The sequence below is a fragment of the Lentzea alba genome, from assembly GCF_047445655.1.
Taxonomy (GTDB): Bacteria; Actinomycetota; Actinomycetes; order Mycobacteriales; family Pseudonocardiaceae; genus Lentzea; species Lentzea alba_A.
Genome location: NZ_JAJAEG010000041.1, coordinates 49,567 through 64,436, shown reverse-complemented (window position 1 = coordinate 64,436; position 14,870 = coordinate 49,567). Strand labels below are relative to the sequence as shown.

At 67.5% G+C, this 14,870-nt stretch carries 13 protein-coding genes; 6 read left to right on the top strand and 7 right to left on the bottom strand.

Annotation, left to right across the window (positions count from 1 at the left end; genetic code table 11):
* The first annotated feature begins 121 nt into the window (after nt 1-121).
* Genes wecB through LFM09_RS43670 form a run of 3 tightly spaced genes read left to right on the top strand, consistent with a single transcriptional unit; the run spans nt 122 to nt 3,822 of the window.
* Nucleotides 122-1,378, top strand: a complete 1,257-nt coding sequence (gene wecB, locus LFM09_RS43680; RefSeq protein WP_414102517.1) for a non-hydrolyzing UDP-N-acetylglucosamine 2-epimerase — start codon at nt 122-124, stop codon at nt 1,376-1,378.
* Nucleotides 1,375-3,156, top strand: coding sequence for a DUF2334 domain-containing protein (locus LFM09_RS43675; RefSeq protein ID WP_414102516.1), 1,782 nt, complete (start codon nt 1,375-1,377; stop codon nt 3,154-3,156). Before wecB ends, LFM09_RS43675 begins: the two co-directional genes overlap by 4 nt.
* Before the next feature lie 54 nt (nt 3,157-3,210).
* Nucleotides 3,211-3,822: a hypothetical protein gene (locus tag LFM09_RS43670; RefSeq protein ID WP_414102515.1), complete on the top strand. Its 612-nt coding sequence runs from the start codon at nt 3,211-3,213 to the stop codon at nt 3,820-3,822.
* On the opposite strand, the gene LFM09_RS43665 is transcribed toward LFM09_RS43670, so the two are convergent.
* Both LFM09_RS43665 and LFM09_RS43660 read right to left on the bottom strand, forming a co-directional pair.
* Nucleotides 3,807-5,294 (bottom strand): alpha/beta hydrolase, encoded by a 1,488-nt coding sequence (locus tag LFM09_RS43665; protein ID WP_414102514.1) that lies wholly within the window; start codon nt 5,292-5,294, stop codon nt 3,807-3,809. The two genes, LFM09_RS43670 and LFM09_RS43665, sit on opposite strands and share 16 nt — an antisense overlap.
* Nucleotides 5,295-5,314: 20 nt before the next feature.
* Nucleotides 5,315-6,859 carry an alpha/beta hydrolase gene (locus tag LFM09_RS43660; RefSeq protein WP_414102513.1) on the bottom strand — a complete coding sequence of 515 codons (1,545 nt, stop codon included), beginning with the start codon at nt 6,857-6,859 and terminating at the stop codon, nt 5,315-5,317.
* A gap of 199 nt (nt 6,860-7,058) precedes the next feature.
* Between LFM09_RS43660 and LFM09_RS43655 the strand changes: the two genes are divergently transcribed.
* A complete protein-coding gene (locus tag LFM09_RS43655) occupies nt 7,059-7,436 on the top strand; it encodes a hypothetical protein (RefSeq protein ID WP_414102512.1) in 378 nt (125 codons plus the stop codon).
* 54 nt (nt 7,437-7,490) lie between these two features.
* Here LFM09_RS43655 and LFM09_RS43650 read toward each other — a convergent pair whose 3' ends face one another.
* The 5 genes from LFM09_RS43650 to LFM09_RS43630 are packed head-to-tail and all read right to left on the bottom strand — an operon-like array spanning nt 7,491 to nt 12,301.
* The gene (locus LFM09_RS43650; protein ID WP_414102511.1) at nt 7,491-8,465 is read right to left on the bottom strand and encodes an ABC transporter substrate-binding protein; all 975 of its coding nucleotides are present in this window, start codon (nt 8,463-8,465) and stop codon (nt 7,491-7,493) included.
* 17 nt (nt 8,466-8,482) lie between these two features.
* On the bottom strand, nt 8,483-9,520 hold the full coding sequence (locus LFM09_RS43645) for an ABC transporter permease (protein ID WP_414102510.1): 1,038 nt from the start codon (nt 9,518-9,520) through the stop codon (nt 8,483-8,485).
* Complete coding sequence (locus LFM09_RS43640) at nt 9,520-10,284, bottom strand: ATP-binding cassette domain-containing protein (protein ID WP_414102509.1); 765 nt, start codon at nt 10,282-10,284, stop codon at nt 9,520-9,522. Before LFM09_RS43640 ends, LFM09_RS43645 begins: the two co-directional genes overlap by 1 nt.
* A complete protein-coding gene (locus tag LFM09_RS43635) occupies nt 10,281-11,288 on the bottom strand; it encodes a class I mannose-6-phosphate isomerase (RefSeq protein ID WP_414102508.1) in 1,008 nt (335 codons plus the stop codon). The genes LFM09_RS43640 and LFM09_RS43635 overlap by 4 nt, the downstream gene beginning before the upstream one ends.
* A gap of 29 nt (nt 11,289-11,317) precedes the next feature.
* On the bottom strand, nt 11,318-12,301 hold the full coding sequence (locus LFM09_RS43630) for a LacI family DNA-binding transcriptional regulator (protein WP_414102537.1): 984 nt from the start codon (nt 12,299-12,301) through the stop codon (nt 11,318-11,320).
* Between the two features lie 248 nt (nt 12,302-12,549).
* Between LFM09_RS43630 and LFM09_RS43625 the strand changes: the two genes are divergently transcribed.
* Nucleotides 12,550-14,004 carry a glycoside hydrolase family 47 protein gene (locus tag LFM09_RS43625; protein ID WP_414102507.1) on the top strand — a complete coding sequence of 485 codons (1,455 nt, stop codon included), beginning with the start codon at nt 12,550-12,552 and terminating at the stop codon, nt 14,002-14,004.
* Nucleotides 14,005-14,469: 465 nt separating this feature from the next.
* Nucleotides 14,470-14,870: DUF222 domain-containing protein (locus LFM09_RS43620; protein ID WP_414102506.1), on the top strand; the 401-nt coding region annotated here is incomplete at its 3' end.

Here is a 14,870-nt window from a genome sequence, read left to right as displayed (position 1 = left end):
CGATATGGCGGTACCCGCGCGGGGCGGGTACCAATTGATTGTCAGCGATGATCGAGTCGTTGATCGAGATGGATGGCGCACGTTCGCCGCGCGTGCCTGGAAGAGCCCAAAGAGGTAAAAGATGGGACGTAGTGCCCTGGTGCCCGGCCCTCGTCAGTTCTATCGGGGAGAGGTACCCGAGGTCTTTCTGGTCGCGGGAACTCGTCCGGAGGCGGTGAAGATGGCGCCGGTCGCCGCCGCCATGTTCGCGGGCGGGCGCATCCGGCCCGTGGTGGTCAACTCCGGGCAGCATCCGGAGATGGTCGACCAGGCGCTGGAGTCGTTCGGCTTCACGCCTGACGTCCGGCTCAAGCTGAACCGCGTCACGGGCGGGCAGGCCGAGCTGACCAGCCAGCTCATCGAGGAGCTCGACCGGCTCTTCACCGAACGGACGCCGGCCGCGGTGCTCGTCCAAGGCGACACGACGACGACGCTCGCGGGCGCACTCGCCGCGTTCTGGCAGCAGATCCCGGTCGTGCACCTGGAGGCAGGCCTGCGCTCGCACGACCTGACCTCGCCGTTCCCCGAGGAGGGGAACCGCAAGATGGTCGGCCAGCTCGCGTCGCTGCACCTCGCCCCGACCACCGACTCCGCCGCGCACCTCGCCGCGGAGTCGTTGCAGGGCAACAAGGTGCTGACCATCGGCAACACCGTGGTGGACGCCGTGCTCGACGTCGCCGCACGCCGTGCGCCGTACGGGGACGCGCGGCTGCAGGAGATCGAGAACAGAGTCCACGCGGGACAGTCCCGGCTCGTGCTGGTCACCACGCACCGCCGCGAGTCGTGGGGCGAGCCTTTGGACCGCGTCCTGCACGCGGTGGCGGACATCGTCTCAGCCCGGCCGGACGTCGAGGTCGTGCTGCCCGTGCACCCGAACCCGGCCGTGCGCCGGCAGGTGATGGACGTGCTGGGTGGAGTCAGTCGCGTCACGATCACCGACCCGCTGCCGTACGCGCAGATGGCGCGGTTGCTCGCGCAGTGCACGCTGGCGCTGTCCGACTCGGGCGGCATCCAGGAGGAGGCGCCGTCGTTCGGCGTGCCGGCGCTGGTGCTGCGGGACGTGACCGAGCGGATGGAGGCCGTCAACGCGGGCTGCGCCGTGCTCGTCGGCACCGACCGCGAGCGGATCACGTCGCTCACCGTCCGTCTGCTCGACAACCCTTCTGCGCGCGAGGCGATGACCGCTGACGGCAACCCGTTCGGCGACGGGCTTGCCTCCGTGCGCACTGAACAGGCAGTGGCCTGGCTGCTGGGCCTTCAGCAGCAGCGACCCGTTGAGTTTGCTCCTTACGCAGGCAGCGCGACCGTGCGCATGTCCGGAGAGGTTGATGTGGCATGAAAGGCCGACTACTCAAGGTGGCCGTCGGGGTTGCCCTCGCCGTGTCAGTGCTTCCCGCGCCCGCCGCACAGGCGGATCTCTCGCTCGACCTGAACCTCGGCGAGATCGTCGACAACGTCCTGCCCGGTCCATCCACACCGGACACCACGCCGTCGACCACCAGCCCGCGCATCACCAAGCGCACCACCCAGCCCGGCGTGATCTCGACCGTCCTCGGCACGCTGGGGCTCTCGTCGACCGCCCAGGCCGCCGCGACCGGCACCAACGGCGGTGGCGCGCCCGGCGCGAGGACGTCGCAGAAGACGTTGGTCCTCTACGACAACACCGGCCCGTGGGCGTGGCTCGGTGAGGCGTACGCGGTGCAGACGGGCAACCTCGTCTCGCACGGCAGCTCGTACGTCATGCACCCGGTCGGCGCCTACACGGCAGGGGAGATCTCCGGCTACACCGGCGTGATCTACATCGGCTCCACCTACGACGAGCCGCTCCCCGTGGCGTTCCTCGACGACGTGCTGGCGACCACGAAGCCGGTGCTGTGGATGGCGCACAACATCTGGCAGCTCACTGCACGCGCGCCGAGCTTCGCCACGACGTACGGCTGGAACTGGGTCCAGTACGACACCGGTGCCGCGACCAACGTCCGGTACGAGAACACGGATCTGAGTCGTGACCCGCTGGCCACGCCGTCCGGTCTGATGATCACGCAGATCAGCAACCCGGCGATCGCGTCGGCGCCGGCGGTCGCGACCGGTTCGGTGGCCGGTCCGATCAACTGGGCCACCAAGGCCAAGAACCTGACCTACATCGGTGAGATCCCGTTCAGCTACGTCGGGCACGGTGACCGGTACCTGGCCGCAGCGGACCTCATCAGCAAGGTCAGCAACCCGACGATGGCCGACCGCAAGCGGGCGTTGGTGCGCATCGAGGACGTCGGTCCCGACGCCGACCCGAACGAGCTGCGCGCGATCGCGGACTACCTGCGGGCGCAGAACGTGCCGTTCAGCATCGCGGTCTACCCGCGCTTCGCCAACCCGCTCGGTGCCGACAACAACGGCGTGGCGGAGTTCGCGAACCTGGCGCAGCGGCCTCAGGTCGTGAACGCACTGCGGTACATGACGCAGCGCGGCGGCACGATCCTGATGCACGGCTACACGCACCAGTTCGGCACGGCGATCAACCCGTACGACGGTCGCAGCGGCAACGACTTCGAGTTCTACATGGCCCACGTCAACGAGAACGACAGCGTGATCTACGACGGCCCGGTCCCCGGTGACTCGGCGTCGTGGATGCAGGGCCGGATCAACTCGGCGACCACGGCGTTCAACCTGGCCGGCTTCACCAGGCCGACCATCTTCGAGCCGCCGCACTACGCCGCGTCGGCCGTGGACTACCAGGTCATCCAGCAGAACTTCGGCAAGCGCTACGACCGCGGCCTGTACTTCGGCGGGTACTGCCCCGGTGGCGCGTGCGGCACCGGTACGCCGGACTACAGCAAGATCTACGGCCAGTACTTCCCGTACCTGGTCCGCGACGTCTACGGCTCCGTCGTGGCGCCGGAAGCGGTGGGCAACGTCGAGCCCGAGCCGTTCAACAACCACCCCGCGCGGCTGCCTGCCGACCTGGTCAAGACAGCGCAACAGCTCAAGGTGGTCGATGATGGTGTCGCCAGCTTCTTCTACCACCCGTACCTCGGTACCGGGTACCTGCAGCAGACCGTTCAGGGGCTGAAGAACGCGGGCTACACGTTCGTGTCCGTCGGCACCCTCATGGCCGGCTGATCCGAAAGAGGCCGGGAGATCTCACGGGGTCTCCCGGCCGACCAGGAGGTTGTCGTGCGGTGGGCGGTTCTCCTGCTGGTCCTGGCCGGATGCTCTTCCACCGGCACGGGCTCGGCGCCCACACCGACTGACGAGGGCTGGCAGGTCACCGTCTACTACACCGCGGTCGAGTCGTTCCACAGTGGACCGTCGGTGCCCGTGCGGGGGTGTCCGGTCCTCGACTGCGAGAACGGCAACGAGCTGCTCGGGAACTTCCCCCGGTCGTTCGCCACGGCCGTGAAAGACGAAGGCACCGGCCGGACTGCTTCCGGCCGGTACCTCAACTGGTCGCACGACAAGGGTTACTGGCTCGACTCGGAGCCTCGCGACTCGTTCGGCAGGCCCTTGAAACCGTTCGTGTCAGCTGCTGCCGACGGGCTCCGGCAGGGTTCGCGGATCAAGCTCGTCTCCTGTGGACAGACGCCAGAGGGTTCGAACGTCGACGCCGCTGTCTGCCAGAAGCTCGCGTCCTCGGCGTGGCAGATCACCGACGAGTTCACGCCGGGTCTCGGCGGGGACCGGCACATCGACCTCTACCTGGGCGAGGAGACCGGCCCCCGGTTCACCGAGAGTCCCTGGTACACCACCTTTTCCGAGGCGGTGCTGGAAGTTCACCAGCCGAGCTGAGCCGCCAGCCGCCTGGCCTGCTCCAACGGCCCTGCCTTCTGCTGTCCCGGTTCGGGCAGCGGCACGCCCTGGCACGTCAGGTCCCCGGCCGGGACCACGCCGTCGATGATGTAGCGCTCGACGATGTCGTTGACGCACTGGTTGTCGAACCCGTAGATGCCGTGGTCACCCTCGTTCTCGACGGTGAGCATCCGCGAGCCGGCGAACCCGGCGTGCGCCTTGCGAGCACCCTCGATCGGAGTGGGCGCGTCCCGCACGGACTGCACCATCAACGTCGGCGCGACGCCGATTCCGGTGGGGCGCTTGAGGTTCACGTTCGGCCGGTCCCAGAACGCGCACGGACCCGCGACCTGGTAGTAGCCGATCAACGGCCACTTCGCGCCGTCCTCTGCCGCGTCGCGCTCCAGGAACTTGCGGCCACCGCGGAACGGCGTGTCGTTGCACAGGATCGAGTGCAGCGTGGCGTTGGCCGCGTCCGGGTAGTTCGCCTGCGCGGTGAGCTGCGTGGGCACCGCCCCCGCCAGCTCGGCGAGCTTCCGCGCGGCGCTGTCGAAGGCGTACTTGCTGTACTGGCCCTGGATGAGCACGAGGTCCAGGTTGACCGGGTAGTACGTGCCGTCCGGCAGGGTGACGGGCTGTTCCGCGAGCTTCTTGCGCGTGCGCTCGTAAGTCTGCCGCACCTCCTCACCGGTCTTGCCGAGGTGGTAGACGTTGTCGTGCTTGGCCACCCACGGCGCGAAGTCGACGCGGAAGCGCCGCTCGAAGCCGAGACCGAAGTCGCCGAACACCGTCTGCCACGGCGCGGTGAACTCGGTGTTGGAGTCGAGCACGATCTTGCCGAGCGTCTTCGGGAAGTACGTGGCGTAGTAGGCGCCCATCCAGCTGCCGCCGGAGTAGCCGATCCAGTCGACGGTCTTGCGCTTGAGCACCTGCCTGAGCAGGTCCAGGTCCTTCACCGTCTGCTCGGTGGTCACGTACTTGCCGAACTCGCCGGACTTGGTCTGGCAGAACTTCGCCTGCAGCTCCATGCCCTGGTAGATCAGGTCCAGGTTGGCCTTGCTGCGGTCACGCGGGTCCGTCGCGCCGAGCGAGTCGAACAGGCCGCAGGTGACGTTGCTGCTGGCACCCGTTCCGCGCACGTCGATGCCGATGATCTCGGCGTTCTCACTGAGCTTCGGCCGGTTCAGGAAGATCAACGGAGTCGTGCGGCCCTCACCGCCCGGTCCGCCGGGGTTGGTGAAGACCGTGGTCTTCGCCTTGCCGTTCAGCGGGACGGTGCGGCTGACCGCGATGGTGATGGTCTTGCCGTTGTTCGGGTTGTTCCAGTCCATCGGTGCGGTGAAGCTGCCGCACTCCAGGCGTTCGAAGCCCGGCTCGTTGGTGCACTTCTGCCACTTGATCTCCTGCGTGGCGAACGTGCTGGCTTGGGCTGCTGTCGGTGCGATGATCAGTGACGCTGCTGTGGTTGCCACGGCTAGTGTTGCTGCGATTTTCATGCGTTCCCCCAACCGAGCTGAGTGGCGAGCTGGCGTGCCTTGGTGAGCGGGTTCGAGGTGCCGTCGCCCGGCGCGGGCAGCGGAACCCCTGGGCACGTCAGGTCCTTCGCAGGCGCGAGGCCGTCGACGAGGTAGCGCTCGACGATGTCGTTGACGCACTTGTTGCCGAACCCGTAGATGCCGTGGTCGCCCTCGTCCTCGACTGTGAGCAGGACGGAGTTCTTGAAGTTGCGGTGTGCCTTCTGCGCTCCTTCGAGCGGTGTCGCCGCGTCCCGCACCGACTGCACCATCAACGTCGGCGCGACGCCGATTCCGGTGGGGCGCTTGAGGTTCACGTTCGGCCGGTCCCAGAACGCGCAGGGCCCCATGAGCTGGTAGTAGCCGAACAGCGGCCACTTCTTCCCGTCCTGGACGGCATCGCGTTCCAGGTACTTCCGGTCGCCCTTGAACGGCGTGTCGTTGCACAGGATCGTGTAGAGCGTGCCGATCTGCGCGTCCGGGTAGCTCGCCTGCACGCCCATCTTCTGCTGCGCCGTGCCCGCGAGCACGGCAAGCGTCTGAGCGGTGTCGTGGAACGAGTCCTTGCTGTACAGGCCAGCCCGGATGATCATGTCCAGCGTGACCGGGTAGTACGTGCCCTCGGGCAGGGTGACCGGCTGCTCGGCGAGCTCGGCGCGGGTCCGTTCGTAGGCCTGCCGCACCTCCTCACCGGTCTTGCCGAGGTGGTAGACGTTGTCGTACTTCGCGACCCACGGTAGGAAGTCGACGCGGAACCGGCGCTCGAAGCCCATGCCCCAGTCGTCGAACACCGGCTGCCACGGCCCGGTGAACTCGGCGTTGGAGTCGAGCACGATCCGGTCGACCGTCTTGGGGAAGTAGGTGGCGTAGTAGGCGCCCATCCAACTGCCGCCGGAGTAGCCGAGCCAGCTGACCTTTTTCTTGCCCAGCAGCTGCCGCAGCAGGTCGAGATCCCTGACCGTCTGCTCGGTGGTGACGTGCTTGCCGAGCTCACCCGACTTCGCCTGGCAGTACTGGGCCTGCAGCCGCATGCCGTCGTAGAGCAGGTCGAGGTTGGCCTTGCTGCGGTCCCGCGGATCCGTCGAGCCGAGCGTCATGAAGTTGCCGCAGGTGACGTTGCTGCTGGCGCCCGTGCCGCGCGGGTCGATGCCGATGATCTCGGCGTTCTCGCTGAGCTTCGGGCGGTCGAGGTAGACCAGCGGCAGCGAGCGCCCCTCGCCGCCGGGGCCGCCGGGGTTGGTGAAGACGGTGGTCTTCGCCTTGCCGGTCTTGGGCGTCAGCCGGCTGACCGCGATGGTGATGGTCTTGCCGTTGTTGGGGTTGTGCCAGTCCATGGGTGCGGTGAAGCTGCCGCACTCGAGGCGTTCCGCGCCGGGCGGGAAGCCTGGCGGGACCTGGTCGAAGCACTTCTGCCACTGGATCTCCTGGGTGGCGAAGGTGCTCGCTTGGGCTGCGGTCGGTGCGATGATCAGCGATGTCGCGGTGACGGCCGTGAGGACGGCCGCTGTCGCTCTTCGATGCATTCGGTTCCCCCTCCGATGAGCTACCAGCTCATCGGTATCGGGGGTCACTGGACATCCGCTGAAGGGTGACTGACGCGTACGACTTGGGTCTTAGGCCAACGCGGCCAAACGCCCGTGACGTGTGTCATTTGCGCTGGTCAGGCCTCAGACGAACGGAGGGCCGTACCCCTAGGGGAACGGCCCGTGCGATGCTCCCCCGATGGGGGATCACCAACGGCTGGTCGGCCGGATGCACCTGCCATGCGGTGGCATGCGGCAGCTGGAGCACGTCCTGGCCGTCCTGCCAGGCGCCGGCCTGGTGTGGACGTTGGAGGAGTTCCAAGGGATCGGCCCGGCACCTCGAGGCCTGTCAGTGCCGGAGTTCGAGCAGATGGCCGACGACGGCTTTCGCTTCGAGTCGTGGGACGAACTGACGTCGTTCGCCGCAGGACTCGACCAGACGATCTGGTGCCGGCTGGTCGGCACACAGCCGGGTGGAAGCGAGCCGGAGGTCGTGGTGATCGCGTTCGACAGCTCGGAGTGGGAGGTCCTGGTCCGCCCCCAGCACGCCGGCCCGGTTCGCGCGCTGTTGGCGTGAAAGACGAAGGGCCGCTCCCACAAGGGAACGGCCCTCCTGTGCAAAGCCGAACGATCAGCAGGACTGCTTGTAGAAGTACTTCGAGTTGGCCTGCGCGTCGTCCTTCGTGATGGCGACCAGGTCCGTCTCGATGTTCCGCTTGGTCTCCTTGCCGTCAATGGCGGCCAGAGCCTGCTCGACACCCTGCTTGCCGATGGTCCCGGGGTCCTGCGCGATCAACGCCTGCACCGTCCCGCCCTGCAGGTCCTGCACCTGCTTCGGCGAGGCGTCGAACCCGACCAGGTTCACCGCACCGGTCTTGCCCGCGTTGCGCAGCCCGGTGGCCGCACCCTCACCCGTGTTCAGGTTCGTGGCGAACACGCCGATCAGGTCCGGGTTGGCCGCCAGCGTCGCGGTCACCTTCGAGGCCGCGGTCGCGGGCTCGTTGTCGGTGTACTGCTGGCCGATGTACTTGAGGTTCGAGTACTTCTTGATCTCGTCCTCGAAGCCCTTGGCGCGGGCGTCGGTGGTCGACGTGCCGGCCTTGGTGTTCAGCACCAGGACCGAGCCGGACTTGCCGGCCGCGAGCTTGTTCAGCGTCTCGGCGGCGAGCTTGCCGCCCTGCTCGTTGTTCGACGAGATGGTCGACGCGGCGATCGAGGTGTCCTGGAGCTTGGTGTCGACCTCGACGACCTTGATGCCGGCGTCCTTGAGCTGCTTCATCGGGCCGGCCATGGCCTTGTCGTCGGTCGGCGCGATGAGCACCGCCGCGGGCTTGGAGGCCAGGATGCCGGTGACGATCGGGGTTTGCTGGGCCGCGTCGAACTTGGCCGGGGCCTGGGTGTCGAACTCGTAGCCCGCGGCCTTGGCGGCCTCCTGGAAACCGCACTGCATCGAGATGTAGAACGGTTCCGCCGTGATGCCGGGGATCAGCACCAGCTTCTTGTTCGCGGCCGAGTTGCCCGAACCGGAGTCACCAATCTGCCCGCCTCCGCCACACGCGGCGAGCAGGAACGCGGCTGAGACAGCCACTGCGGAGCGGATCTTCATTGGTCCAGCACCTTTCCCTAACGTTGGTTGCGCGCCCGCCGCCGTGTCTGGTCCAGCCACACGGCGGCCACCAGCACGATCGCCACGGCGATCGGCTGCCAGAACTCCTTGACCCCGATGATCACGAGGCCCTTCTCCAACACCGCCGGGATGAACACGCCGAAGACCGTGCCCAGCACCGAACCCATGCCGCCGAAGATGCTGGTACCACCCAGGACGACGGCGGCGATCGCGTTCAGGTTGTCCGTCTCGTGGCCGGTGACGACCGCGACGCGGAAGAACGCGTTGCCCATGAAGCCCGCGAGACCCGCGAGGGTGCCGGCGAGCAGGTAGACCTTCGTGAGGTGGCCGCGCACCGAGATGCCGACGCGCCTGGCCGCCTCCTCGTTGGAGCCCACCGCGTAGGTGTAGCGGCCGAACCGCGTGGTGGACAACAGAAGTGCGCCCAGTGCGGTGACGATCGCGGCCACGATCACGATGTTCGGGATGCCGAACCACGTGCCGGAGCCGAAGGTGGTGTTCAGCTTGTCCGGGATGCCGGACACGTTGGAACCGTTGTTCAGCAACAGGGCCGCGCCCTGTGCCGCGCCGAACGAACCCAGGGTCACGATCAGCGGCGGGATCTTCGCACGCGAGATCAGCAGACCGTTGAGCAGACCCCACGCCGCGCCGCTGACCACCGCGACCAGCAGACCGAACGCGATCACGCCCCAACCCGCGTTCGTCGCGTCGCCGCCGGACACCGAGTTCATCGCCATCGCGGACGAGACGGAGGCGAACACCAGCACCGAACCCACCGACAGGTCGATGCCGGACGTGATGATCACGAACGTCATGCCGACCGAGAGCACCAGCAGCACAGCGGTTTCCGCGAGCAGGAACTGCAGCGTGGTCACCTGGAAGATCGCGTCCGGGCGGATCGCGCCGAACGTGGCGACCAGGACCAGCAGGACCAGGCCGATCCACAGCGTGTTCGCGCCGGTCAGCCGCTTCAACAGCGGGGTGCGAGCCTCGTCGGGCAAAGTAGACAACGTTGTCTCTTCAGTACTGGTCATCACGCGGCGTCCTCTTGCGACAGTGCGCCGGTCATCGCGCCGACGAGCTCTTCAACGGTCGTGTCGGCGGCTTTGAACTTGGCCACGCGACGGCCGAGGCGCAACACCTCGACCCGGTCGGAGACGGACAGCACCTCGGGCATGTTGTGCGAGATCAGCACCACGGCGATGCCCTCGTCGCGCACGCGCTTGATCACTTCCAGCACTCGTTCCCGTTGCACCACACCGAGTGCGGCAGTCGGCTCGTCCATGAACACGAGCTTCGACGCCCACGCCACCGAACGAGCGACCGCGACGGACTGGCGCTGACCACCGGACAGCGCCGCGATCGGCACGTCGATGCTCTGCAGCGTCGCGCCGAACCTGGTGAAGTGCTCCGCGGCCTGCCGGCGCATCGCCTTCTTGTCCAGCACGCCGAACCAGCCGAGCGGGCCGGACTTCAGGATCTCCCTGCCCAGGAACATGTTCGCGGCCGGGTCGAGGTCCGGCGCGACCGCTAGGTCCTGGAACACCGTCTCGATGCCGCGGTCGCGCGCGTCGTTGGGGGAGTGCAACGTCAGCGGTTTGCCGTCGAACAGCAGGGTTCCGCTGGTCGGCTGCTCCACCCCGGACAGGCACTTCACCAGGGTGGACTTGCCCGCGCCGTTGTCGCCGATCAGCGACACGACCTCGCCCGGGTAGGCGGTGAACGACGCACCGCGGAGTGCTTCCACGGTGCCGTAGTTCTTCGTGAGATCACGAGCCTCGAGCAACGGCTCGCTCATGGCATCTCATCCTCTGCTGTTGAGACTGCTGTCAGAACGGGCGGTCGGCAGCGGATCGCCACCAGGTCACCGGTCAGGCCGATCTCGCCGGCCGCGTGCGGCACGACGACGGTGCTGCCCTTGCGGACCTCCAGCGCGCCGAGCTGACCGGAACCTTCCAGCACCACCAGCACGGCGAACGACGGCTCCAACGCGAAGGAGCCCTCCACGTGCAGGCGGTCGGCCTGGAAGAACGGGTCGGCGTCGTGGCCGAGCAGGTCGACCGACGGTGCCCACTTCTCGGACGTCTGGCGCACCAGCTCTTCCAGGCGCGTGCCCCAGCCGTGCCGGTCGACGCAGTCCAGCGCGACGTCGTAGCCGAGGCCGAGGTGGCCGATGTCGCCGTTGGCCAGGAAGCCCTGCCACTCCAGCGTCACCGAGAAGTCCGTGGGCTGCTGCAGCTCGACGATGAACACGCCCTCGCCGATCGCGTGCGGCACACCGGCGGGCACGAAGACCGTGTCACCGGGCCGGACACCGACCGGGTTCAGCGCGTCCAGCATCGCCGCGGTGTTCTGGGTCGCGACCCAGTCCGCGACCGTTTCCGCGGGCACGTCGTCGCGGAATCCGATGTAGACGGTCGGGTCGGCGCCGGTCGTGCCGACGACGATCCACGCCTCCGTCTTGCCGTGGCGGCAGTTCAGGTGCGACGACGCGAAGGCGTTCGACGGGTGGCAGTGCACCGGCAGGCGCTGGCCCGCGTCGAGCAGCTTCACCAGCAACGCCGTGTCCGCGCCGAACTTCGCCACGTGGTCCGGGCCGAGCCACCCGGTCGGGTCCGCCTCCACGGCGTCGCGCAGCAGTACGCCGTTTGGCAACGTTGTCAACCCGGCATCGCTGCGTCCGTACAGCGTGGTTGTCGACGCCACCCAGTCCTCGGGGCCGAAGTCGCCGCTGGTGCCACCGCGCAACGCGGCGATCGCCTCGCCACCCCGGTAGAACTGCTTCGGCTGGTTGGCGGGCAAGTTGACAGGCTGGTGGAGCACACCAGAACTCACGCGTGGACCTCCCCGGATCCTCGTGGCACCAAGCGCACCGGCAGCACGACGCGGCGCGGTGGCGAGTTGTCGCCGTCCAAGCGGGCGAACAACAAATCCGTGGCCGCCTTGCCGAGCGCGCTCGCGTCGTGCGCGATCACGGTGACGGGCGGCGACAGCAGGTCGGCGAGCTCGAAGTCATCGAAGCCCACCAGAGCGGGCCGTTCCGCGACTCCCGCGAGCGCGCGCAGGATGTGCACGGTGATGCGGTTGTTGCCGGCCACGATCGCCGTCGCGGGCTCTCTGGCGCTCTGCAGCCGTTGCAACGTGGTGGCCACGCTGCTCTCGTCGTGCGGGCCCATCGCCACGAGCTCCTCGTGGTACCCGATCCCCGCACGCACACAGCCCTCGCGGTAGCCGCGCAGCCGCTCGTTGGCGGTGAAGATGTCCGGCGCGTCGCCGAGGAACGCGATGCGGCGGTGCCCGTGCGCGGCCAGGTGCGTCACGGCCTCGACGGTGCCACCGATGTTGTCCACCAGCACGGTGTCCGCCACGACGTCGCCCGCAGGCCGGTCCAGGAACACCACGGGCGTGCCCGCGCGCATCTCCGGCACCAGATAGCTGTGCTGCAGCCCGGCGGGCACGATGAGCAGCCCGTCGACCCTCCTGCTGCAGAACTCCAGCGCCAGCTCGCGTTCCCTGCCCGGGTCCTCGTCCGAGGACCCGGAGATCACCTGTCTGCCCCTGAGTCGCGCGATTTCCTCGACAGCGCGGGTCACGCCGGAGTAGAACGGGTTGCCGACGTCTTCCAGCACCAGCCCGATCGTGCCGGTGGACGACCCCCGGCGCAGGTTGCGGGCACTCAGGTTCCGCCGGAACCCGAGCTGGTCGATGGCCGCCAGCACGCGCTCGGCGGTGGACGGGTGCACACCCGGCTCGTCGTTGACCACGCGCGAGACGGTCTTGATGCTGACGCCCGCCAGCCGCGCGACGTCGTTCATCGTCGCGCGACGGACCTTGCGCTGACCGGCTACCGGTCCGCTGGGGGACAACGTTGTCATAGTGGCCGTATCTCACCCCGCCTTTACGCCCTTGTCAACCGTTCCGGAACCGGTCAAGGGGCTATTCATTTCCGCGCTTGGTGTCCTGAACAAGACAAGTGGGCGCAGTGGTCTTGACCACCCCCGTGTGCGCTCCGCAAGGATCTGGTGACAGACAGCGTTGTCAGCGTTCGAGGGGAGTAACCGCTATGCGTGACCTGCCACGCCGAAGCGTTCTCGGCCTCCTCGGTGCCGCCGGACTTGCCGGTGTGCCCGGTGTTGCTGCCGCTCAACCATCTCCTTCCGCACCGCCACCGAGTTCCGGCTCTGGCTCGGTTCCTTCCGTTGGTGCCACTGCTTTGGCGCCGCCGCCCGGTGGCTGGCGCCGCGTCGCCGAGGACGTGCGGAACGAAACCCGCTGGGCCTGGCGGTCCTATGTGGACCGCGCGTTCGGCCACGACCAGATCAAGCCGGTGTCGGGCGGCTACGAGGAGTTCTTCGTCCCCGGCCACCCGATGGGCCTCACCGTCGTCGAGGCGCTGGACACGTTGTGGCTCATGGAACTCGACGCCGAGTTCGCCGAGGGCGTCCGCTGGGTCAAGTCCCACCTGTCCTTCGACGTCAACGCGCCGTTCCAGGTCTTCGAGACCAACATCCGCATGCTCGGCGGCCTGCTCTCCGCCTACCACGTGAGCGGCGATTCTGCGCTTTTGGCTCTGGCTCGCGACCTCGGCGACCGCCTGCTGGTCGCCTTCACGAAGTCGCCGACCGGAATCCCGTACCGCTACGTCAATCTGCGCACCGGCGCGGTGTCGCAGCCCGAGACGAACCTCGCCGAAACCGGTACCTACATAACGGAGTTCGGCTCGCTGTCGAAGTGGACCGGCGACCGCAAGTACTACAACGCGGCCAAGAAGGCCTTCCAGTACACGTTCGACCGCCGCACTTCTTTCGACCTGCTGCCGTGGGACGTGCACGCCGAGACCGGGGCCTGGCGCAACCGCTTCGCGACGATCGGCCCGCCCGCCGACTCCTACTACGAATACCTGTGGGACGGCTGGCACCTGTTCGGCGACCGCGATCTCAAGCGGTGGTGGGACGTGCTGCTGCGCGGAATCCTGCGCCACCAGACCGATGTCGTCTCCGGCCGGCTCTGGTTCGCCCAGGTCGACGCCTTCACCGGCCGCCGCGACTCCCGGACGCAGAGCGAGCTGGCGGCGTTCTTCGGCGGCCTGCTGGCCGAGAGCGGCGACATCGCGCGGGGCCGGGCGTACCACAACTCCTGGACGACGGTTCAGGACCGCTACGGCGTGCTGCCCGAGGGCATCAACTACACGTCCTTGCGACCGACTTCGGTCGGTAACCAGCTGCGCCCGGAGTACGCCGACGGGGCGTTCTTCCTGTGGCTGGCGACGCGGGACGAGGTCTACCGCGAGCGTGCTCACCGCCACTACCAGGAGATGAAGCGGACCTCCCGCACCAACTACGGCTACACGATCCTCACGGACGTCACGACCGGGGCGAAGGGCGACTTCTGCCCTGGCTACTGGTGGTCCGAGCAGCTCAAGTACTACTGGCTGATCTTCGGCGACGCCCGCCGGTTCGACTACACGAGCCACTACCTGTCGACCGAGGGCAACATCTTCCTCGGCGCTCGGCGGTAGGGCTCTTCCCGACTCCGGGTCCTGAGCGCCGTAACTTGGCGGCGGCGGCGCTCAGGCCCGGTCTTTCTCGTTGGTGGTCCCGCTGCGTGCGGGCGGTCGCCTTGCGTGCGTGGCTGGGCGGGTCCTTAGACGGGCTTTGGTTGCGTCATCGCCGCTGCGCGACGATTGCGATTGGGGCTTGACTTCGGGGCCCTTACGAGGCGCTGGTCGGCCTGTAAAAGCCGGGCATGTAAAGCGCCCGGCCGATCCGAACACGGTAGCGCCTCGAACCCAAAGTCAAGCCCCAATCGCCGTCGTGCGTGGTTGCGTTGGCATGACACGTCACGATTACCGGTACCCAGCGCGGAATTAGGCCTTTATGGGCTCGGCTTCGCCTTCGCCACAGGCGGGCGGCTTGGTCGATTCATTCGATCGTGTCTGGCTTTGCGTGTAATCTAATCGTGATCTTCCGGTAGATTAGAACACGTGATCGACGGTCTCCCGCTTCTCTCCACTGACGATGTGCTCCGGCGTATCGTCGGTAAAGCGATGGAGATCCGTACTGGCGAGCACGAGTTGATGGAGATGATCGCCGAATTGGATCGGCGAGGCGCCGCATCCGAGCTTGGTTATAAGGATTTGCCGTATGTGTTGAAGCATGCTGTGCGGTGGGATCGGACTGTGGCCAAGCAATGGGTCGAGAACGCGGCGTTGCTGAGCGCCGAGATCACACCCACCGGCGCCGAACTCGCCCCGAAACTCCCCGCCACCGCGTCCGCGGCGGCCGAGGGCGCGTTGTCGGTCGAGCACGTCAAAGTGGTCGCCGACGTCATGAAGAACCTGCCCGCCGAAGCCGAAGCCGCGGTGGTCGATTTCGCCCGCGAGCA

Excerpts from the sequence above, each read along its gene's own strand:
- wecB (WP_414102517.1), top strand. The coding sequence starts at position 122 with ATGGGACGTAGTGCCCTGGTGCCCGGCCCTCGTCAGTTCTATCGGGGA.
- LFM09_RS43655 (WP_414102512.1), top strand. The coding sequence starts at position 7,059 with ATGGGGGATCACCAACGGCTGGTCGGCCGGATGCACCTGCCATGCGGT.
- LFM09_RS43645 (WP_414102510.1), bottom strand. The coding sequence starts at position 9,520 with ATGACCAGTACTGAAGAGACAACGTTGTCTACTTTGCCCGACGAGGCT.
- LFM09_RS43660 (WP_414102513.1), bottom strand. The coding sequence starts at position 6,859 with ATGCATCGAAGAGCGACAGCGGCCGTCCTCACGGCCGTCACCGCGACA.
- LFM09_RS43675 (WP_414102516.1), top strand. The coding sequence starts at position 1,375 with ATGAAAGGCCGACTACTCAAGGTGGCCGTCGGGGTTGCCCTCGCCGTG.
- LFM09_RS43650 (WP_414102511.1), bottom strand. The coding sequence starts at position 8,465 with ATGAAGATCCGCTCCGCAGTGGCTGTCTCAGCCGCGTTCCTGCTCGCC.
- LFM09_RS43625 (WP_414102507.1), top strand. The coding sequence starts at position 12,550 with ATGCGTGACCTGCCACGCCGAAGCGTTCTCGGCCTCCTCGGTGCCGCC.
- LFM09_RS43640 (WP_414102509.1), bottom strand. The coding sequence starts at position 10,284 with ATGAGCGAGCCGTTGCTCGAGGCTCGTGATCTCACGAAGAACTACGGC.
- LFM09_RS43630 (WP_414102537.1), bottom strand. The coding sequence starts at position 12,301 with ATGAACGACGTCGCGCGGCTGGCGGGCGTCAGCATCAAGACCGTCTCG.